Source organism: Arthrobacter sp. AK01 (assembly GCF_021109375.1).
Lineage (GTDB): Bacteria > Actinomycetota > Actinomycetes > Actinomycetales > Micrococcaceae > Arthrobacter.
On record NZ_JAJOHP010000079.1, the window covers coordinates 1 to 19,285 of the forward strand.

Annotated in this window: 20 protein-coding genes; 13 read left to right on the plus strand and 7 right to left on the minus strand. The window is 63.4% G+C overall.

What is annotated here, in order from left to right; genetic code table 11:
• Positions 1–129 precede the first annotated feature (129 nt).
• Positions 130–1,149 (minus strand): DMT family transporter, encoded by a 1,020-nt coding sequence (locus LN996_RS20320; RefSeq protein ID WP_231342549.1) that lies wholly within the window; start codon positions 1,147–1,149, stop codon positions 130–132.
• 71 nt (positions 1,150–1,220) lie between these two features.
• Between LN996_RS20320 and LN996_RS20325 the strand changes: the two genes are divergently transcribed.
• From LN996_RS20325 to LN996_RS20345, 5 genes are all read left to right on the plus strand, one after another.
• The gene (locus LN996_RS20325) at positions 1,221–1,769 is read left to right on the plus strand and encodes a CGNR zinc finger domain-containing protein (RefSeq protein ID WP_231342552.1); all 549 of its coding nucleotides are present in this window, start codon (positions 1,221–1,223) and stop codon (positions 1,767–1,769) included.
• A gap of 20 nt (positions 1,770–1,789) precedes the next feature.
• On the plus strand, positions 1,790–2,251 hold the full coding sequence (locus tag LN996_RS20330) for a hypothetical protein (RefSeq protein WP_231342557.1): 462 nt from the start codon (positions 1,790–1,792) through the stop codon (positions 2,249–2,251).
• Between the two features lie 171 nt (positions 2,252–2,422).
• Positions 2,423–5,158, plus strand: coding sequence for a SpaA isopeptide-forming pilin-related protein (locus LN996_RS20335; protein ID WP_231342561.1), 2,736 nt, complete (start codon positions 2,423–2,425; stop codon positions 5,156–5,158).
• A gap of 93 nt (positions 5,159–5,251) precedes the next feature.
• Positions 5,252–6,736 (plus strand): SpaH/EbpB family LPXTG-anchored major pilin, encoded by a 1,485-nt coding sequence (locus tag LN996_RS20340; RefSeq protein WP_231342563.1) that lies wholly within the window; start codon positions 5,252–5,254, stop codon positions 6,734–6,736.
• Positions 6,737–6,843: 107 nt separating this feature from the next.
• Entirely contained in the window at positions 6,844–7,797 is a 954-nt protein-coding gene (locus tag LN996_RS20345; RefSeq protein WP_231342566.1) for a class C sortase, read from the plus strand.
• 100 nt (positions 7,798–7,897) lie between these two features.
• On the opposite strand, the gene LN996_RS20350 is transcribed toward LN996_RS20345, so the two are convergent.
• The 3 genes from LN996_RS20350 to LN996_RS20360 all read right to left on the minus strand — a co-directional run bounded on the left by LN996_RS20350 (position 7,898) and on the right by LN996_RS20360 (position 10,251).
• Positions 7,898–8,248: a hypothetical protein gene (locus LN996_RS20350; RefSeq protein WP_231342567.1), complete on the minus strand. Its 351-nt coding sequence runs from the start codon at positions 8,246–8,248 to the stop codon at positions 7,898–7,900.
• A 68-nt stretch (positions 8,249–8,316) separates the two neighbouring features.
• Entirely contained in the window at positions 8,317–8,901 is a 585-nt protein-coding gene (locus LN996_RS20355; protein WP_231342568.1) for a DUF308 domain-containing protein, read from the minus strand.
• Between the two features lie 9 nt (positions 8,902–8,910).
• Positions 8,911–10,251 carry an MATE family efflux transporter gene (locus LN996_RS20360; protein WP_231342570.1) on the minus strand — a complete coding sequence of 447 codons (1,341 nt, stop codon included), beginning with the start codon at positions 10,249–10,251 and terminating at the stop codon, positions 8,911–8,913.
• Between the two features lie 41 nt (positions 10,252–10,292).
• Here LN996_RS20360 and LN996_RS20365 point away from each other — a divergent pair, with 41 nt between their 5' ends.
• The 3 genes from LN996_RS20365 to LN996_RS20375 all read left to right on the plus strand — a co-directional run bounded on the left by LN996_RS20365 (position 10,293) and on the right by LN996_RS20375 (position 11,797).
• Positions 10,293–10,889 (plus strand): antibiotic biosynthesis monooxygenase, encoded by a 597-nt coding sequence (locus LN996_RS20365; RefSeq protein ID WP_231342573.1) that lies wholly within the window; start codon positions 10,293–10,295, stop codon positions 10,887–10,889.
• Positions 10,886–11,296, plus strand: coding sequence for a GNAT family N-acetyltransferase (locus LN996_RS20370; protein WP_231342576.1), 411 nt, complete (start codon positions 10,886–10,888; stop codon positions 11,294–11,296). Before LN996_RS20365 ends, LN996_RS20370 begins: the two co-directional genes overlap by 4 nt.
• A 66-nt stretch (positions 11,297–11,362) precedes the next feature.
• On the plus strand, positions 11,363–11,797 hold the full coding sequence (locus LN996_RS20375; protein ID WP_231342578.1) for a DoxX family protein: 435 nt from the start codon (positions 11,363–11,365) through the stop codon (positions 11,795–11,797).
• A gap of 149 nt (positions 11,798–11,946) precedes the next feature.
• On the opposite strand, the gene aztD is transcribed toward LN996_RS20375, so the two are convergent.
• The gene (gene aztD / locus LN996_RS20380) at positions 11,947–13,260 is read right to left on the minus strand and encodes a zinc metallochaperone AztD (protein ID WP_231342581.1); all 1,314 of its coding nucleotides are present in this window, start codon (positions 13,258–13,260) and stop codon (positions 11,947–11,949) included.
• Positions 13,261–13,378: 118 nt separating this feature from the next.
• Here aztD and LN996_RS20385 point away from each other — a divergent pair, with 118 nt between their 5' ends.
• The 3 genes from LN996_RS20385 to LN996_RS20395 all read left to right on the plus strand — a co-directional run bounded on the left by LN996_RS20385 (position 13,379) and on the right by LN996_RS20395 (position 15,320).
• Positions 13,379–13,711: a PEP-utilizing enzyme gene (locus LN996_RS20385; RefSeq protein ID WP_231342583.1), complete on the plus strand. Its 333-nt coding sequence runs from the start codon at positions 13,379–13,381 to the stop codon at positions 13,709–13,711.
• Entirely contained in the window at positions 13,708–14,271 is a 564-nt protein-coding gene (locus LN996_RS20390; RefSeq protein WP_231342587.1) for a hypothetical protein, read from the plus strand. The genes LN996_RS20385 and LN996_RS20390 overlap by 4 nt, the downstream gene beginning before the upstream one ends.
• Positions 14,272–14,345: 74 nt before the next feature.
• Complete coding sequence (locus LN996_RS20395; RefSeq protein ID WP_231342589.1) at positions 14,346–15,320, plus strand: acyl-CoA thioesterase; 975 nt, start codon at positions 14,346–14,348, stop codon at positions 15,318–15,320.
• On the opposite strand, the gene LN996_RS20400 is transcribed toward LN996_RS20395, so the two are convergent.
• On the minus strand, positions 15,317–16,345 hold the full coding sequence (locus LN996_RS20400) for an endonuclease/exonuclease/phosphatase family protein (RefSeq protein WP_231342593.1): 1,029 nt from the start codon (positions 16,343–16,345) through the stop codon (positions 15,317–15,319). The genes LN996_RS20395 and LN996_RS20400 overlap by 4 nt on opposite strands.
• Positions 16,346–16,407: 62 nt before the next feature.
• Between LN996_RS20400 and LN996_RS20405 the strand changes: the two genes are divergently transcribed.
• On the plus strand, positions 16,408–17,091 hold the full coding sequence (locus tag LN996_RS20405) for a response regulator transcription factor (RefSeq protein ID WP_231342595.1): 684 nt from the start codon (positions 16,408–16,410) through the stop codon (positions 17,089–17,091).
• Positions 17,088–18,431, plus strand: a complete 1,344-nt coding sequence (locus LN996_RS20410; protein WP_231342600.1) for a cell wall metabolism sensor histidine kinase WalK — start codon at positions 17,088–17,090, stop codon at positions 18,429–18,431. The genes LN996_RS20405 and LN996_RS20410 overlap by 4 nt, the downstream gene beginning before the upstream one ends.
• Positions 18,432–18,444: 13 nt before the next feature.
• On the opposite strand, the gene LN996_RS20415 is transcribed toward LN996_RS20410, so the two are convergent.
• Positions 18,445–19,101, minus strand: a complete 657-nt coding sequence (locus LN996_RS20415) for a GntR family transcriptional regulator (protein ID WP_231342601.1) — start codon at positions 19,099–19,101, stop codon at positions 18,445–18,447.
• Positions 19,102–19,285 lie beyond the last annotated feature (184 nt).

Consider the following 19,285-nt stretch of genomic DNA (forward strand, 5'->3'; position numbering starts at 1 on the left):
CCGGGCTCTCTCTACCGTAGCTTGGACATTAAACACCCGTCTCTCCATTCTAATATGATCAAAACATAGTTTTTTCCTCATCCCCCTTTAAAAACATCCGCCGGGGGGCCTTTCGCTTTTAAGTTCCGCCTAGTTCCGTGACGCCTTGGTGACGGAGCCCGTGGGGACGGGTTCGACGTCGTTGACGTGATCCAACGCCCGGGCAGTCCGGCGGCCGCCGCGCAATTCGTCGATGCGCACCAGGACCACACCGCCAACAATCAGAAGGCCACCCAACAACTGGATCGGCCCAGGGAGTTCACCCAAGAGCAGCCACGCCCAGACGACGGCGAAGAGCACTTCAGTCAGGGAGACGAACGACGCCACCTTGGAACCCAGGCTGCGGGCGGCCATGATTCCGGAGACGTAAGCCAGGACGGTGGCCAGGACGATGAGCCCCACGGCGGACACCCACCAAGGAGTGGTCCATGGCCCGAGGGTCGTGTCCGCGGTGCTGAACGTCATGGGCAGCAACCCCAGCAGGCCGACCAGCCACATCACCAGCGCACCCACCAGGAGTCCGCCCGATGCGAGCACCAGCGGCGGAAGAGTGTCATTCTCCTTGGCGGTGATGAAGAAGTAGATCACCAGGCAGACGGCGGCGGCCATGCCCCAGAGGACTCCGATGAAGTCCACTTTCACGGCACCGGTCAGGTCGAGAACCAGCACCAGGCCGCCCAATGAAAGCAGGGCGCCCGCAGAGGTAAGGGCTCGCGGCCTGCGTCGACTGGCAATCCACAGCCATAGCACGATCATCACCGGAGCCAGGTACTCCAGCAACAGCGCGACGCCCACGGACAAACGCGCAACGGCATTGAAGTAGAAGAGCTGGCACCCTGCGACGCCAATAAGGCCGAACAGCAGGATGGTCAGCCAGTTGTCCTTGAGTTGGTGCCAACGGCCGCGGAGAACCACGACGGCGGGAATCACCAGGATCAGCGCGGCACCTGTGAGGCGCACGGCGACTGCGGCACCGGGTGACCAGCCGGTTTCCAGCATTGACTTGGCGAACGAGCCGGACGTGCCAAAGACAGCAGAAGAAAAGAGTGCGATGCCGAGTCCTGATGCCAGGAAACCTTTTGCATCAGCCTTCGTCGTTGGAGCTGACACAGCAGCCTCCTGTCAGGAGTAAAGTGGGCTTATGGTCATGACAGTACTCCCGAAACATGTAAGGAGTCAAAGTGCTTTTTGCGCCTGACACCGAGGTTGCACTCCGCAGCGTCGTCAATTTGATCAACACGGCTGCCAACGGGGAGGAATCACTCGCCACAGCGAAGGACCTCGACGCATTCCTGGACGCTGAAGAGTTCACGGGCTCGCGGGTCAACTCCCCAGCCGAACTGGGCAGCATCAAGCGTCTTCGCAGCGAACTGGCAGCGCTCTGGAGCGCCGACGAGGACACGGCGGCCAAGTCCGTCAACAAGTTGCTCGCCGACGCCAAAGCCCTTCCCCAACTCGTGAAGCATGACCATTGGGACTGGCACCTCCACGCCACCACCCCGGAAGCGCCCCTGGCTGACCGGATGGGCACCGAAGCCGCGATGGCCATCATCGACGTCATCCGCAGCAAGGAAATGGAGCGCATGCGCGTGTGCGCGGCAGATGACTGCGACGCCGTCGTGCTGGACCTCAGCCGCAACCGATCCAAGCTCTACTGCGACACCGGAAACTGCGCCAACCGAGCCCACGTCGCCGCATACCGTGCAAGGAAGGCCGCAGAAGGCGAGTAAGGCCGGGCATAATGGCGGCCATGGGGGAAACCAACCCGGCGGCACACGTCGGCCATGCCACAGCGAAGCTTGGCGTCGCATCGATGGCACAACTGGCCATCACCTATCCTTTTGTGGGCGCGGCGTGGATTGCGGCCATGCTGGCATCACCCATGATTGGCACAGCCTCAGGCGTCCTGCTCGCCATGATCCATCTTCCAATCTTTGCCATCGCCCTGGGTGTACTACTGGGCTTACCCCTGCGGCTCCATGCCCGGACCCCCCAATGGTGGATGGGAAACGGCCGCCTCTATGTCATGATCGCAGCCGCCGCGGCCGGCCTCATGATTTCCGGCTACACCCGGCGGGTCCGCCTGACAGGGGTGATTGAAGGGGTGCCCTACGACGAACTCACTCCTGACATAGGGCTGGTCCTCTGCGGCTGCTTCGTCCTCACCTTCCTGCTCGTCAACGCCTCGCTCCCGCTCCGCTGGTCTAAATAAGCAGACGGCGTCACCCTCCACCACTCTTGACATCTCGAATTGTTGGTGATGCAGATCACCTTCGTTTTGCGTCACGATCCCTGAAATGCCCCTACCTACACCTCAGGAAAGAAAAAAGCGGCAGCCCTCAGGAAGGTCTGATCCGCCCGGGTATCAGGGAAAAGGAACTTCATGCGGAAGCAGTTGGGGCACATGCGTGCTCATGTTCGAGGCAGGTTGGGTGAGAGGGCAGGGCATTCGGTGTTCGCCCTCATGGCCTCCGTGCTTCTGGTCCTGGTCGGAATGACGGCCTACGGAGTAGTCGGATCGCCAGCTACCGTATCCGCAGCCCCGGGTTCACCCGGCGTCACGCAACCGGGCATCCAAATCTACAGCGAAGACTTCTCGAACCAGAGCGCTGCCACGGCCCCGGTCCCTCTTGGCATCTACACGGGCGGTGCTGCGGCGCAGACTGAGCGCTACACCGCTGGCGCTGCCTGGTCTCCAGGTTCAGGGGCCTGCAACGGCTGGATCCTCAGGCAAGGGACTCCGGTGCCCGCTAACGGCGGTGGCATCTCCAACAACGATCAATGCCTGCGAAACGGGGCGTTTACCCATCTCGGCAACATGGCCTTCGCCATGGGCAAATACCAGGGCATGACCGACGCGCAGGCCCGGCAAAACCAAATCCTTAGCGAATACACCAACGACCCCAGCTCAAACCAAGCCGCCGGCCTGCAGCTCCAGACCACCAAGAACAGCATCCCGACCATCGCCGGCCACTACTACGCCGTCTCGGGCATCTTCGGTGAGGCGAACTGCTTCTCCAACCATGCGAGCCAGGAATTCGCCATCCTGGTCAACGGAGTAGCCAACGTTGTTGGCACCAGCCTGGACCCTTGCGCGGACGCCAGCCGCCAAGTCATCGTGGTTGACAACACCAACTTCAGCGTGGCCAAGCTCCAGTCCGCAGCCATCCAGGTCCCACTGACCGGAACGACGCCCACGCTCGGCATCCGCGTCCGTAACCTGACTGCGACCGGCACCGGCAACGACGTCGGTTTCGACCTTCCCCAGCTGGTGGACGTCACGCCCCAGTTGGACAAAGCGTTCTCCCCTGCTTCAATCTTCCAGGGCCAGAACACAACGCTCACCTACACGGTCACCAACACTTCTGACCTGATGGCCAAGAACGGGTGGCACTTTGTCGACAATCTCCCCGCCGGCCTGACCGCCAGTGGCCCCCTCGGTGGAACCTGCGTTCGCACAGCGGGTACCGTATCGGCCGGGACCATTGATGTCACCGGAAACCTCGCTCAAGGCAGCGCTTCCTGCACCATCACAGTGACGGTCACCAGCAACACCCCCGGCGTCTACAACAACTCCGGATGTGTGGCCAATACCGGCGCAGCAATCCCGGATTGCGTCAACAACTTCCCCACCATCACCGGCTTGTACTCTCCCGGCACGGCACCGTTGACCGTTCGCCCGCTTGTGGACCTGTCCATCACTAAGGACGACAACCTGGACTCGTACACCCCGGGCCAATCCATCACCTACACGGTGGTTGTCCACAACGACGGACCAAGCGATGCCGTCAACGCGACGTTCACTGACCCCCTGCCCGCTTCCATCCAGGGCGCTACGTGGACGTGTGCCGTCACGGCACCGGGAACAGCAACGCTGTCCCCTACCGGCCCCACAGCGTGCAACGCGCCCAGCGGCTCAGGCAGCGTCTCCGGCACAGTCCGGATCAACACCGGTGGAACGCTGACGTACACCATCACTGGAACCGTCGCTCCGAATACCTCCGGAACGATCTCCAACACAGCCACCATCGTGCCTGCAGCTGAGACCGCCGTGCCCAACATGCCTGGCGGCGGACCGATCCCGATTCCAGGATCAACCACCATGGTTCCCACCGTGGACCCTGCCTGCCCGCCGGCCCCCGGCATCGGTTGTTCCGCAACTGTCAGCACACCCGATGTTCCAGGGTGGACCATCACCAAGACCGCCACAGTGGATGGGGTTGCCTCCAACGGCCAGACCGTCAAGCCGGGCGACACCATCACCTACACCGTGACGGCCTCCAGCAACCGCGGCCAGATCGACGGCATCGTCCTGACTGATGACCTGTCCGACGTCTTGGATCAGGCAGCGTTCGTCCCCGGCTCCGCCGTCCTGACAATCGGTACCGCTACCCCCATCCCGGTGGCCGGGCCTGTGGCACCGTCAACCACGCTGACAACCCCTGCCTTTAGCCTCAGCACCGGCCAGACGGCCACGCTCAGCTACGAGGTCACCGTCAATGAGGGTGCCTGGAGTGCCCAGCTGGTCAACGTCGTCACCGGCGAAGGCAGCGTCGCACCCCTGCGCTGCGCAGCCAACACCACCCCACTGGCGCCAGAGTGCTCAACCACGCACCTGACACCAGCCAAGATCCTCATCGAAAAGGTTGGCGAATCGTCCGACTCCACGTGGGTTCCCATGGCTGGCTCCACCTGGGCCATCCACAACGATGCCAGCGGCGCACCGGGGGCTGTTATCAGCAGCTACACGGTCTCCCCCATCACGTCGCAAACCGGCCAGTTCCAGCTCGAAGGCATCGATCCGGGGGTTTACTGGCTCGAAGAAACCACTGCTCCGGAAGGCTTCAACCTGCTGGCTGAGGCCGTGCAGTTCACCATCGCACCCAATGGCGCTGTGACACTCGGCCAAGGAAGCGGCGCAGGCGTCGTCACCGCCAGCGACGACGATGCCAACGGAATCTTCCTGGTAACGGTTCGCGACGTCCCGGCACTGAAACTTCCGGAATCCGGCGGCGTCGGCTGGTGGCCGTTCACCGCGGGCGGAGCAGCACTGCTTCTGACCGCGCTGATCCTGGCCCGTAGCACCATGCGCAGCACACGAAGCCACCTGCCTGCCTAACCCATTAGCCCCGGTCCCGCCGACCCCGGCAGGACCGTATCTCCAAAGTGTTCGTTCCCGAGCATCGCAACACCACCAAGAAAGAGGAAAATAGTGAGTAATCACAGCTCCCGGCGTGTTTGGAAGACCGCCGCCGCCACCATTGCCGGGGCGGTGCTGGCAATGTCCTTCTCCGTAGCTCCGGCGTCGGCCGCACCATTGGTTGATGGCGACCAAACCGGCTCCATCACCGTTCACAAGTTCGAGCGCCCGGCTACTCCGACCGGCCTGCCCAACAACGGCACCGCCGTCGACACCACGGGCCTTACGCCCCTGGCGGGCATCGAGTTCACCGTCCAGCAGGTCAACGATCTCGACTTGTCCACCAACGCAGGGTGGGACGCCGCGCACAACCTGAGCAGCGTCTTCTCCCCCGCCGATCCCAGTGGCTCCATCACGGGCGCCGGGTTCACCCTCGGTGCCGGACAGGCACAGACCACCGACGCCGCAGGCACCGCAACGTTCGGTAGCCTTCCCGTCGGCCTGTACCTGGTAACGGAAACCAACTACCCCTCCGGCGTGACTCCGGCGGCTCCGTTCCTGGTATCCGTACCGTTGACGGACCCGGACAACAAGGACAACTGGATCTACGACGTCCACGTCTACCCCAAGAACTCCATCACGGGTGCAGAAAAGACCGTCACGGATGCTCCTGACGTCAAGCTCGGCGACCAGATCGACTTCACCATCACCGGCGACATCCCGAACGAAGAAGTCATTGATGGCTACAAGATCGTGGACGCCCTGGATGACAAGCTGACCTACGTTGGCGCCTCGGCTACCCTGACCAACGGCACCGCAATCGCCGAAGGTACGGACTACACCGTGGAATTCGATGCCGCCAACAACACGGCTTCCATCGTCTTCACCCCCGCTGGCCTCCTGCTGCTGGCCGCTAACAACGACGCCCGCGTTCAGGTTGTTGTGAACACCACCGTCAACACGATCGGTGAGATCGAGAACGAAGCACTGGTATACCCGAACCTGGGTAGCTTCACCGCCGTTCCGGGCGAGCCCGGCGGCCCCATCGTTACTCCCCCGGTTGTTACCAAGTGGGGCGAAATGACCCTTGAAAAGGTCAACGAGAACGGCGAAGCCCTTGCAGGCGCTTCCTTCTCCGTCTACGCCACCCAAGCCGACGCACAGGCCGGAACCAACCCGATCGTCCTCAACGGCCAGAGCACCTTCACGGTTGCTGCAGACGGAACCCTGACCATCTCCGGTCTGCGTTACTCGGATTGGGCCAATGGCGCTGCAGTTGCACCCGGTTCCGCCGACTACCGCACGTACTACCTGGTTGAAACCACCGCACCGGCGGGCTACGAGCTGCTTGCCGAGCCGATCTCCTTCCTGATCAACTCAGCATCCACTGCGGTTGGAATCGACCTTGAGGTCAAGAACATCCCGTCCAACAGCGGCTTCGAACTGCCGCTGACCGGTGGCGCGGGAACCGGCGTTCTCTACGCAGCCGGCGCACTGCTGGTTGCCGGTGCCGGACTCCTGCTGGTCCGTTCACGCCGGAGCACCACCAACAGCTAGTACCTGAGGACCCACCAGGGTTCCCAGCATGAACACCGGAGTGGGGAAGAACGCCAACACGCGCTCTTCCCCACTTTGCTTCCCAAAAGCACACCCCCAGGATTCTGATGACACAGCCCCAAACGCCCTTGCGGCAAGCCCACCGAAAATTCCGCGACGCGTGGAGCCTCCAACGTATCTTCATCGTTGTGGCCGCAATCCTTGGCGTCGGAGTGTTGCTCTACCCCACCGCGGCAGCCTGGTTCTCGGACCGCATCCACGCGACCGAGATCAGCGGCTACGTCAATACTGTTGAGAGCCTCTCCCCCTCCGCGCAGAAGGCGCTACTGGACGAGGCCCGGCAGTTCAACCAGGAACTGCCCTCCGGCCCGCTGCGGGACCCCTATTCGCTGAACGAAAAGGGCGAGCAAACAGTGGTCGGCGCCGGCTCTGAGACCTACAAAAAGATGCTCGACGTCGGCCCGGGCGGCATGATGGGACGCATCAGCATCCCCTCCATCAAGTCGGATCTGCCCATTTTCCACGGCACGGACGAGGAGACGCTGTCCAAAGGAGCAGGGCATCTCTTCGGCTCCGGTCTCCCGGTAGGCGGCGTAGGAACCCATAGCGTCATCACGGCACACTCAGGCTTCGTCAACGCAAAACTCTTCGACGATCTGGACCAAGTGGCTGAAGGTGACGTCTTCTCAGTCACGGTGCTCGGTGAAACCATCTACTACAAGGTGGACCAGATCAAAACTGTTCTTCCTGAAGAAACCGATGATCTCCGCAAAGTCCAGGACAAGGACTACCTCACACTCGTGACATGCACTCCCACCGGCGTCAACTCCCACCGGTTGCTGGTCCGCGGCGAACGCACGGATCCCCCCTCCGGCGATGCCGCACAGACACTCCCCAGCCAAGCACTGGATCCCGGGTTCCCCTGGTGGGCCGTGGGCTTCATTGGCACCGCCGTCATCATTGTGGTGGTCACCCGTCCGCGCAAGTCCGCGCCGGCGGAGACCCCGGATGAACCTGACGAAGAGCCAGCCGACGACCTCGCCGACACTTTGTTGAGCTAGGACTTGGTGGGCTGGGCCGAACCTCATGGCTCAGCCACGCACCAACCAAGCCCGCCCATAAAAAAGCGCTCCCCCACCGACGTGAGGGAGCGCTGGTGGGTTAACGGCCGGCGTCGGGGGTTTCAGTCTCTTCGTCGGCATCCGGTGCGGCAGAACCGCCGTGGCCGGGACGCTTGGAGCTGAGGTTGATGCCGGAGCCCTGGCCGAGGTGGTCGGCGTTTTCCTTGTGGCTCATGGAAAGCATGGCGGCCACCACGAGGCTGACGATGAACGCGATGCCGGCGCCCGTGAAGGCGAGGTCGAACCGCGGGGCGCGTGCGCTGCCGCCGGAGGCAAAGATGAGCACGGCAACGAAAGCCAGCACTGCAAAGAACGCGGAGAACATGAGGGGTCCCTTGACCGAGGTCCGCATCTTGCGCGGTTCTCCTGGGGTCTGGTCTGCCACGGTCATTCCTCCAATGATGGCGGTTCTTGTCCGCCGGTCAGCAAAAGTTCTACAACGAGTAGAACGTCCAGCTACTAGTTTACGGCCTCGGGCGAAGCGCCGGGCGCAGCGGTCTGGGCGGCTCCGTCGGAACCTGTGCGGGCATCGTGCCGCAGCGTCAGCCCGGACAGGATCCACAGCACGCCGGAAATGATGGCGCCGCCACCGGCAACACCCAACAGCGCGTGGGCTCCGAGGGAAGTGAAGAAGGGCAGCATGACGGCCGCGCCCACGGAAACGATGCCGGAAACAAGCCAGTCGCGGGCCAGGGAGTCCCGCTTTCGGAGGCCATGGACGAACTCCAGGAGGCCCAGCACCAACAAGGCCAACATCGCGGAGAGAGCCACGCCAGCGTCAGATTGGGTGATAAGAGCGCCGATGCCTCCGAGCGCAACAACCACGGGCACTGCAACCGGCAAAGCTCGGGACATCCACACCGCCCCGGCAGTGGCGAGCAGATACAGGCCAACAGCCCAGGCCAGAACATGGACCGACGGCGAAGCCCAGAAGATGGTGATCGCACCGAACAGCAATGCGACCGTCGCGCGGATCAGCACGGGTTTCCAGAGTCCGGCGGCTGAAGCAGTAGGAGTCTGGGCAGGAGTCGCTGGAAGAGTCACCCGTCCAGTTTAGTGGGAACCCAGCACCATCCACCGATCGGTCCGTGCGCGTAGCCCCAAAGTCACGCCACGGGCCAGCATGTAGCCCAGCGCGAACGCGGCCCACAACCAGAAGAGCCCGGCCTCGCCGTCGGGCCTGATCTGGTGGATAGCCACCAACAGCGGCAAATAGACCACCAGGTTTACGACGCCGGCGATCGCCAGATACCGTGCGTCACCGGCGCCAATGAGGACTCCGTCGAGGACGAAGACATAGCCGGCCAGGGGTTGTCCCACGGCGAGGACCCACAGGGCGATGGTAAGGACTGATCGGACGCCCTCGTCGGAGGTGAACAGGTACCCGGCCCACGGTGCCGCCACGGCCAGGAGCACGCCGGTGATCACGCCGAATCCGAGGCCCCAGCGGACCATGGTGCGGGTCAGCTCGCGGACACGCTGGGCATTTCCGGCGCCGAGTTCCTTGCCGACCAGGGCTTGCGCCGCGATCGCCAGGGCATCCAGCGCAAACGCGAGGAACGAGAAGATGGTCATGGCCAACTGGTGCGCCGCCAGGTTCACGGCGCCTTGGGCAGTGACCACCAGGACGGTCGCGAGGATGGCCAAGCGCAGGCTCAGCGTGCGCAGCATGAGCCACGAACCCACCTTGGTCATCGCGCGGATGCCATGCCAGTCGGGCCTCAGGGACACTCCGTGCTGCCTCGCGTTCCGGCTGACCATCACCAGGTAGACGGCGGCCATGGCCCACTGCGCGAGGCTGGTACCAATCGCCGAGCCAGCCACCGAAAGATCCAGCCCGTAGACCAGGAACCAGTTGAGCGCGATGTTCAACGCAAACCCGGCCGTTGCCACGAGCAAAGGCGTCCGAGTGTCCTGGAGCCCGCGGAGAACGCCGGTGCCCGCGAAAATGAGGAGCATTGCGGCCAGGCCAGGCATGGACCACCGCAGGTAATCGACGGCAAATTCGCGGACGTCCCCGGTTGCGCCCATGAAGCCAACCAACGGCTCGGCCGCCACGAAACCGACCACAGCGAGCGCCAGCCCCAGCAGCAGCGCCAGCCACACGCCGTCGCGCCCTGCCGCCAAAGCCTTCCCCAACTTACCGTCGCCGATTGCACGGGCCACTGCCGGCGTCGTCGAATATGCCAGGAAGACCATGAGCCCCACGGCGGTGTGCAGAATGGTGGAAGCGAGCCCGACACCGGCGAGCTGGTCAACGCCCAGATGCCCCACAATGGCGGAGTCCGCCAGGAGGAACAGCGGTTCTGCGATCAGCGCGCCGAAGGCGGGAACAGCCAGGCGCAGGATCTCGCGGGCGTTTGAGCGGGGTGTGGTGGTTGTGGTTTGAGGCACTAAACAAGCCTAGTCCGGTGCGGGCCGGGTACATTTGGCCCGTGTCACATGAGCATCCCGTCACCGTTTCCGTCGCCCGCACCATCCTGCCCGGCTATACCCGCCAGGCCAACGCCTGGGCCCATGCCGGCCAGGAGCTCGCCCGCGAATGGCCTGGTTACCTTGGATCGGGATGGGTGCGCAATGGGGTCGATTCAGCTGAATGGCACATGTTGTACCGATTCGCTGACGCCGACTCGCTGCAGGAGTGGGAAGACTCCGAGGAGCGGCGCTGGTGGATCGACAGCGCCAGGGACATGATGGAAACCACCCGCGTGGAGCGCCACACCGGTATTGAGGGATGGTTCTCCCGGCCTGGCGACGTCTCAGTGGTCGTCCCCGAAACCGTGGTGCCGCCCCGCTGGAAGCAGGCCATCAGCATCTTCCTCCCGTTCTTCCCGCTCAGCCTGCTGGCCAACTTCCTGCTGCATCCCCTGACTCAGGACTGGCCATTGGTGTTCTCGGTACTCCTCAACATCGTCATCCTGACGCCGTTGATGACGTACATCTTCCTGCCGATCACCACCAGGCTCCTGCAGCCGTGGCTTCAGAAGCCGGCCAGGAAGCGCCGGATGCAGGCGAAAGGGGCCAAACCATGACTTACATCCTCTCCACGGACAAGAACCGCGTGGACCGCGATTGGCTCTGGACCGAGCTCTCCACCAACGTTTACTGGGCAAAATGGCGCACGCGGGCCGACGTCGAAGCGCAGTTGGAGAACGCTTGGCGGATTGTTGGCGCTTACGACGCCCGGACCGGCGCCATGGTGGGTTACGCACGGGCGTTTTCCGACGGCGTTGCCCTCGCCTACCTGGCCGATGTGTACGTGCACGAATCCGCGCGGGGCCAGTCGCTGGGCAAGGCGATAGTGCGCGAAATGATCGACGCCGGGCCAGGAGCCGGGTTCCGGTGGATGCTTCACACCGGTGATGCCCATGGGCTGTATAGGCAGTTCGGCTTCACTGAGCCTGACGCGCGCTATTTGGAGCGAGCCGAAGTCCGCTAGCTGTGTTTTGGTCATAAAAGGCCATCATTAGTTGACACTTCAAGTTATGTTCGGGAGGGTTGACTTATGAACAAGTCCAGCTTGACCACCACAGCCCTGACCATCCTGCGCGTTATCGCAGGATTTCTCTTCGCCGCGCACGGTTGGCAGAAGTTCAACGAATTCACCATCGCCGGCACGCAGGCGTCCTTCACGCAGATGGGCGTCCCCGGCGCTTCCGCAGTCGCCCCGATCGTCGCAACGCTCGAGCTCGTAGGCGGCATCGCGCTGATCATCGGATTCCTGACCCGTGTATTCGCAGCCCTCCTGGCCGTCAACATGCTCGGCGCACTGTTCCTGGTGCACGCCCCGGCAGGCATCTTCGTTGGCAATGGCGGGTACGAACTGGTGCTGCTGTTTGCTGGCGCCGCTTTGGCCCTGGCATTGGCTGGCGCCGGCAAGATCTCCGCGGACGCCGCCCTGTTCGGCCGCTCTGGCTCGAAGCTCCGCGTCCTCGCGTAAGCGGCCACCACCCCGGACGCTCTCTCACCTAACGGCCCCTAACTGCCGGCGCTCTCTCACTTCCTTCAGAAGAGTGAGAGAGCGCCGGCGTTTAAGTGGCCGGAGGTGAGAGAGCGCCGGTGTTTAAGCGGCGTGTCGTGAGAGAGCGTCTAGCCCGTCACGCCGGTGAGTTCGTTCGGGACGTGCTCAAGCTGCGCCGACTTCGCTACCTTGCCGGTCACCAAGTCCACCGCATGGATGGTGCGCGTCGCAGGTTCGGTGACGAACGCCGTCGAGCCTTGGACAAAGAGCGTGGGGCGCGGATCCTGCCACGTGGCGGACTCTTCCCACCCAGCAACTACCGGGATCGTGGATGTAACAGCGCCGGTGAGTGGGTCGATCACACGCAGGCCCCCGTCAGTCCCAAGCACCAGCGCTTCACCTGCAGGCCCGCGGCCCAATGAACGGAATGAGTAGCTGGTGCCGATGTCCACGAGTTGCATGGTGGCGGTCTGGGTGTTGACGAGCGAGATCCGCGTGGGTCGCTCCGGCTTGGCCGCTTTGTCCACCTTGTAGTCGCCCAGGATGACAGGCGATTTTTCCGAACCTGCCTGGTTGCCCAGCCGGCCGTACGCATCGGGGCTGGCCACCTTGGTGATGGCACCGTCCTTGTAAACCAGCATGCCGTTCTCGCATCCAACCACCACGGCTTCACCTGCGGCAACGGCCTCGCCATGCACCCCTGGGCAGTCCTCATTGCGCAGGATTTCCTTGCGGTCCTGCCCCTTTCCCGCCGAGAGCACGGCAATTCCGGTTCGGCTTTCCTCGTTGCCGAGGGTCACCAGCAACTTGCCGTCTTCCAGCTCGACGGCCACTCCGTGATGGGCTTCAGGCGTCGTATACACGTCAGTGGCGGGCAGCTTTCCATCCTCCACAGCAGCGGCCAGGGCAGACCTTTCGAAGCTCTGCACCTTGCCCGATCCGTCGTTGAACAGCACCGCCTTGTCCGCGTGAAGCACCACATGGCCAGCTTTGTCTGCCTCAAACGCCAATTCAGTCAGCTTGGGGTCGGCTACGTAGTGGTGGCTGTGGTCACCGTGCGGCTCGGTCCAGGCGCCTGCGTCGAACAGGCGGAAGGCATCCCCGGTGGACACGAATACATGCCGCCCGTCGCCAGCTGGATTCAGGCGGTTGAAACCGGACATTTCCGCAGTTCCCACCTGCTCAAGCGACGCAGCATCCAAAACCGACATGCCGGCGTCGTGAGTGTAGACAAGCCGCGGCGTGGCCGCCCCGGCCTCCTTGGCAGTGGGTGCCGATGTAGCTGAAGGTGACGAATCAACTGCGCTTCCTGCGGAACCGCCGGGGTCGGCGCAAGCGGTCAGCAGCAGGGCAGAGAGCCCGACGGCGGCAATCGGCAGGGCGTGAAGGCGTCGTCTGAGCGTGGTCGGGGCAGGGGTCATGGGGGTGAGGTGATGAGACATGGGTTAAATGATATTGATTCTCATTTAGACTGCAAATCGACCTGCTCAGGCACCCCTCCACTGCTACTCTCAACAAGATGCCCACAAATACTTTTTCGCTGCGAACCGGAAGCTTGCGATGACCACCATCCTCACCGGCGTCGGCGCCAGTACCGGGATTGTCCAGGGACCGGCCCGGCTCATTCACGGACCCGACGAATTCAACCTCTTCCAGTCCGGAGATGTGCTGGTTTGCCGCACCACCGATCCCGCGTGGACGCCCCTCTTCGGAATGGCATCAGCTGTGGTCACGCAAACCGGCGGCATGCTGTCCCACGCCGCGATTGTGGCCCGGGAGTACGGGATTCCCGCCGTGCTCGGAGTCCGTGACGCACTGGAAATGCTCGTCGACGGAAGCCGGCTGACGGTAGATGGTGCGCAGGGAACCGTCACGGCGGCGGACAACAAATGACGCTTCTCACCCTGCACGCCGTACGCCTTCTCGGGTTCGCGGACACAGGGGCTGTAGCGGCGCGCTTCGCCCGGTCCCGCACGGTGGTGGAGTCCGAACTCATCGACGCCGGCGTGGATGGCTTCGTTTCGTACAGCACCTTCGCCGGGACCAGTGGTTGGTCGCTGTCGAGTCTCGGGCGGGCCGAAAATGAACGATTGCTTGCCCTGGAACTCGACCATGCGGAGGCGCGTGGGACAGTTGCGGCCGTGCACGAGGAATTCGCGGAATACAACACCGGCGTTGTCGGCGCCTGCAGCGCTATCCAGTTGCAGTCTCCCGCCACGGAAGATGCCATGGATGTCTTGATCGGCGCCTTGGCAGCGTGGCGTCCCATGGAAGGGCAGCTGACCGGTTTACTGCCCCGGTTCGACGGCTACGCCGAGCGCCTGCTGGGGGCACTGAGGCACGCTCCGGAGGGCACGGCCTGGCTCACGGCCACGGACCGCGATTCCTTTCATCGGATCTGGTTCGAGCTGCACGAGGATCTCATCGCGACCCTCGGGATACCACGCGCCTGACGCATCTGGTCGCTGCGACAGCCAGCACTGACTTAGTCACGTAACAGAAACCTGCCGACAGTAAACTTCGAAACATGAGCGATGATGCCGCCAATTCAGTGACCCTCCGCTTCCTTGCGGCCCCCATGGACATCGGACACAGCGGGTCAGTCGACGCCGGCACTGTCCTTGAGTGGGTGGACAAGGCGGCATATGCGGCAGCGGTGGGGTGGGCCAAGTCGTATTGCGTCACTGCCTATGTGGGCAACATCCACTTCACGGATCCCGTGAACAGCGGCGACATGGTGGAGGTAACGTCCACCATCGTCTATACCGGCCGCTCCTCCATGCACATCCACACAGTGGTCAGCTCCCGCGATCCCAAGGGTGGTCCGGAGACGATGCACAGCCAGTGCATGGTGATCTTCGTAGCGGTGGGGCCGGACGGTAAACCTATCCCCGTCCCCCAGTTTGAGCCGTCCACGCCTGAAGAGATCGAGCAGCGCGACCACGCGCTGGCACGCATTGAGGTCCGCGAACAGATCGTCAACGCGATGAATGCGCAGGAATATACCGACGCCGGGACCGCCGAGCGCGTCGTCCTGCGGTTCATGGCGTCCCCCACTGATGTGAACTGGGGCGGCAAGGTCCACGGCGGCATCGTGATGAAGTGGATTGATGAGGCCGCGTACGTTTGCGCTTCCCGGTACTGCGGCAAGGACACTGTGGCAGTGTTCTCGGGCGGCGTGCGCTTCTACCGGCCGTTGCTTATCGGCCACGTCGTTGAAGTGGAAGCACGCCTCGTCTACACCGGCGCCAAGGGCATGCACATCGCTGTCCACGTCCGCTCCGGCGATCCGAAGACCCGCGAAATGAACCTGACCACTTACTGCCTCACGGTCATGGTGGCGCGCGACGAAACGGGGACCTCGGTGCCCATTCCTGCTTGGGAACCGGTGTCTGACGAGGACAAGAAGCTGCACGCCCACGCCCGCGAACTGTTGGAAATCCGTGGCCGGGCACCGGGAAACCGCCTGCCGGATCATCTGCTGAACGCGGCTGGCCACTAAAGGGAACTGGCGTTAAGACTCACCGTCGGTCGGACTGCCCCCGGCTGCAGCCATGCCATCGCTGCGAGATGGTCGGTGCCCGGCGTTGTGATGACTGACGCTCCAGACAGTGTGAACCCGCGGAACAGAATGTGGTCCGGCCGGGTGGCGGGCAGGCTGGCCGGCCAGGTGAAGCCGAAGCCGGTCCGGGCGTCGTCGAGCGTTGCCAGGAGTGGGGCGAAGGCGCGGTCGGTATTGGCCGCATTAAAGTCTCCCACCACCAATATCCGTTGCGATGGATCCGCCTCCAGAATCCTGCTGAGCTTGGCAAGCCCTCTGTTCCTGTTGCCTACTTCGCCGGGCCGGACCGAGGGCAGATGTACGGCGTAGAGCTGGACGGGCCCCTCGGGCGCTTCCACCTCCATGCTCATGGCGCGGGACCAGCCGAGGCCCAAAGCAAGGGGCCTGCCTTGGCTCAGCGGAAACCGGCTCCAGACCCCCACCGTCCCCGCAACCTGCCGGTACGCGAACGTCCCATCCATCAGCGGAGCTATTCGTTCCAGGGTCGGGCCGGTGAGCTCCTGCAGGACCACGACGTCGGCGCCGGACGTGATCAGCTTCTCCACGGCCTCGGAGGCATGCGGATTTCCTGCGCGGAGGTTCTGCGTGACGATGCTCCATCCGCTGGGTTCGCCGGACGTCGCTGCGGCGGAAGACGGGGCGGCGCCGGTCGCCATGACTGGCAAAAAGACCACACACCAGGAAATCAGGGCGGCCGCCGCTGGAATGGAGCCCGCCCAGGCTCTTGAGAGCAACGCCACGATCAAAAGGGCAGCAATGACCATCCCGAACCACGGCAGGAAGCTCTCGATGGCGAGAGCCATCCCGCGAGCCTCCGGAACCAGTCCGTGGCCGAAGAGCAGTGCCATCAGTACTCCCGCGAAGAGGCCCACAACCCAGTCCCTGGCCCGTGGACGATGCCGCCGGGCCTCAAACAGCCCGCGCTGCGTGGCAGTTGCGTAGGTGGTTCCGGTGTCCTTATCCATAGCCCCATGGTTCAGAAAGGAACTTAAAGGATTCTGAAGCCCCGCAAACTATGCTGGTGGCCATGACGGAGCCCATAACAGTCCTGGTCGTCGACGACGATCCGGACATCAGGAGCTCCCTGCAGTCCCTGCTTGAAGCGGCCGGATACCAGGTTGAATCGGCAGCTGACGGCCGGGAAGCTCTCGAAAGGGTGGCCGCAACATCCCCGGACCTGGTGGTGGCGGACGTTTTGATGCCGCTGATGGACGGACTCGGGCTCTGCCGAATGCTCCGAACCGCCGGCAACACCGTTCCCATCCTCCTGCTCACGGCCCGCAGCGATGTGGCTGACTGCGTTGCGGGGTTGGACGCCGGAGCGGATGACTACCTTTCCAAGCCGTTTGAACCCGATGAGTTGCTGGCACGATTGCGGGCCATGGCACGCCGGACAACCCAGCTTCCGGCCAGCCCCATGGGGTACCACAATGTGGAACTGGTCCCCGAGGCCCACGCCGTGAGGCAAAACGGACGCTGGATTGACCTGAGCAGCACCGAATACGCCATCCTTTGCGTGCTCGCGGAAAACCCGGAGCAAGCACTCAGTCGAGGCCAGATCAGCGACGCCGTGTGGGGATACGCAATGACTCCAGCCTCCAATTCACTGGAGGTCTACATCAGCTACCTGCGTCGAAAACTCGAAGCCGGGGGTGAGGCGCGGATCATCCAGACGGTTCGGGGCGTCGGATACAGGCTGGCCGCATCGTGACGCTGCGCCTGCGGATGACACTGGTCATCGCAGCGGCCATCACCCTCACCGTTTCACTGTTTGCAGTACTGGTGTACGTCTTCGTGGGTCATGAACTACGCAAGAACGAGGATCTTTCCCTGAGGCGCGAGTCGGATCGCATCATCCAGCTGATCCAGACCGATCCCAACTGGCAAGGGTTTTCACAGTGCACCTGGGTCCGTTCGCCGGCCTGTGCACAACTGGTCTCGCCAACTCCCAGCGAAGACCCGGACTCCGGCGCCGGGCCAGCCTTGCCCATCACCGCCCAGATGCGGGAGGTGGCATCCGGCAAGAGCGCGGCTTTCTTTACGGAAGCGGCCATCGGCGACGATCCCATCCGCGTGTACGTCAGGCCCCTGCCGAACCAACGGGCTTTGGTGGTGGGGGTCAGGGATGACAGGGTGTTGGCCACCTTTGAGCGTCTCGGCTGGCTGCTCGCGGCGACGGTGCTGGGCGCCCTGGTGGTGGCTGCCGGCACTGCCTACGTAGCCGCAAGGCGCGGACTTCGGCCGGTGGATCGGCTCACAGCAGTAGCCGAGAGTATTGCGCAAACCCGCAATACCGACATCAGGATTCCCCGAAGCAAAACCACCGAAATCAACAGGCTCGGCAGCGCGTTCAATACGATGCTGAGTGAATTGGAAGAATCCCGCCGCCAGCAGGAGCAGCTGATTGCCGACGCCTCCCACGAACTGCGCACTCCCCTGACGTCGCTGCGAACCAACGCAGCCATGCTCAGGAATCCCGAACTGTCGCAGGGCAGCAAAGAACGCATCACCGGGGCCTTGGAGCATGAGCTGATAGCGATGCAGTCCCTCATCGAGGACCTGATCGACCTGGCCCGACACGATGAGGCCCCTTCCTTCATCGAGGAAATGGACCTCAACGAACTTGTTCTCTTCTGCATGGACAATGCCGAACGCCGGTACCCCGGGGTCGCGTGGTCCTTGGAAGGACCCGGCGGGCCTCTCCTGGTGACAGGGGAACGTGTCAGGCTGGCCCGCGCCATCGCGAACTTGCTGGACAATGCCGGCAAATTCACGCCGTCGCCGGGCCATGTCCGGGTAGCCCTGAGCGCTTCACAGGGCGCGGTCACCCTCGATGTGCGGGACACGGGACCGGGCATTCCGTCGGAGGATCTGGACCATGTCTTTGACCGGTTCTACCGTTCCACCAGCGCGCGGAGCGTCGCCGGATCCGGTGTGGGACTCGCCGTGGTTCAGCACGTAGCCACCGCCCATCACGGCACGGCAAAAGCGCATCCGAGCCCAAGCGGGGCACACTTCAGCCTGACGCTGCCGCTGGCGGAGGGCAACTAACACCCCGGGCCAGCTAGCCGACCAAGTTCTCCGCCGCGCCATCCATGTGCGCGATGATCGTCTCGCGCGCCTTGGCCGCATTCCCGGTCTCAATGGCAGCGACAATGTCGTGATGCCTGCCGACACTCATGTTCCGCGTGGCGCGTTCCAACCCGGCGAACATGATGGACATCCGGATGGAGCCCTCCAGGGATTCCCACGAATGCAGCAGGGTTTCGTTTCCGGACAGGCGGCAGAGCGTGCGGTGGAACTCAAGGTCGGATTCGATCCGTTCCTCCAGGGATGACTTCGAGGCCTTCTCCATAGCGTCGACGGCGGCACGCAGCTCTGCGAGCGCGGCTTCCTTGTCCGGCATGTCACTAAGTGTCCGGGCCGCCAACGATTCCAGGACACCGCGGACGGAGAAGATGTCGCGGATTTCCTTGACGTCCAGGTGCCGCACGGACATCCTGCCCCGTGCTCCAGCGGAGATCAGGCCTTCCTGTTCCAGCTGGCGCAGGGCTTCGCGGAGCGTGCCGCGACTGATCTGCAGCATCTCGGAAAGCTCGGTTTCAACGAGGTGCCGCCCAGGCTCAAGCTCACCGCTGGTGATGGCGGTCCGCAGTGCTGCGAGCGCCTGTTCGCGCAAGCTCTTCTTCTCAAGTCCCAGGAGGGATGCGGTGGCGGCCATGGTGTGTCCTCGGTTCTATGGGCGACTGCTGACAGTCCGTTGTTAACTGTCGATACTACGGGCAGGGGTGGGGGGGGGGGGGGGGGGGGGGGGGCCGCCCCCCCGGGGGGAGGAAAAAAAAAAAAACCGCGGCGGCCCCCCCCCCGCCCCCCAAATATTTTGTGATTTAAAAAAAAACACCCCC

Coding starts and splice junctions, on each gene's coding strand:
- LN996_RS20330 (WP_231342557.1), top strand. CDS start 1,790: ATGGGGGAAACCAACCCGGCGGCACACGTCGGCCATGCCACAGCGAAG.
- LN996_RS20335 (WP_231342561.1), top strand. CDS start 2,423: ATGCGGAAGCAGTTGGGGCACATGCGTGCTCATGTTCGAGGCAGGTTG.
- LN996_RS20345 (WP_231342566.1), top strand. CDS start 6,844: ATGACACAGCCCCAAACGCCCTTGCGGCAAGCCCACCGAAAATTCCGC.
- LN996_RS20350 (WP_231342567.1), bottom strand. CDS start 8,248: ATGACCGTGGCAGACCAGACCCCAGGAGAACCGCGCAAGATGCGGACC.
- LN996_RS20370 (WP_231342576.1), top strand. CDS start 10,886: ATGACTTACATCCTCTCCACGGACAAGAACCGCGTGGACCGCGATTGG.
- LN996_RS20375 (WP_231342578.1), top strand. CDS start 11,363: ATGAACAAGTCCAGCTTGACCACCACAGCCCTGACCATCCTGCGCGTT.
- aztD (WP_231342581.1), bottom strand. CDS start 13,260: ATGTCTCATCACCTCACCCCCATGACCCCTGCCCCGACCACGCTCAGA.
- LN996_RS20385 (WP_231342583.1), top strand. CDS start 13,379: ATGACCACCATCCTCACCGGCGTCGGCGCCAGTACCGGGATTGTCCAG.
- LN996_RS20390 (WP_231342587.1), top strand. CDS start 13,708: ATGACGCTTCTCACCCTGCACGCCGTACGCCTTCTCGGGTTCGCGGAC.
- LN996_RS20395 (WP_231342589.1), top strand. CDS start 14,346: ATGAGCGATGATGCCGCCAATTCAGTGACCCTCCGCTTCCTTGCGGCC.
- LN996_RS20400 (WP_231342593.1), bottom strand. CDS start 16,345: ATGGATAAGGACACCGGAACCACCTACGCAACTGCCACGCAGCGCGGG.
- LN996_RS20405 (WP_231342595.1), top strand. CDS start 16,408: ATGACGGAGCCCATAACAGTCCTGGTCGTCGACGACGATCCGGACATC.
- LN996_RS20415 (WP_231342601.1), bottom strand. CDS start 19,101: ATGGCCGCCACCGCATCCCTCCTGGGACTTGAGAAGAAGAGCTTGCGC.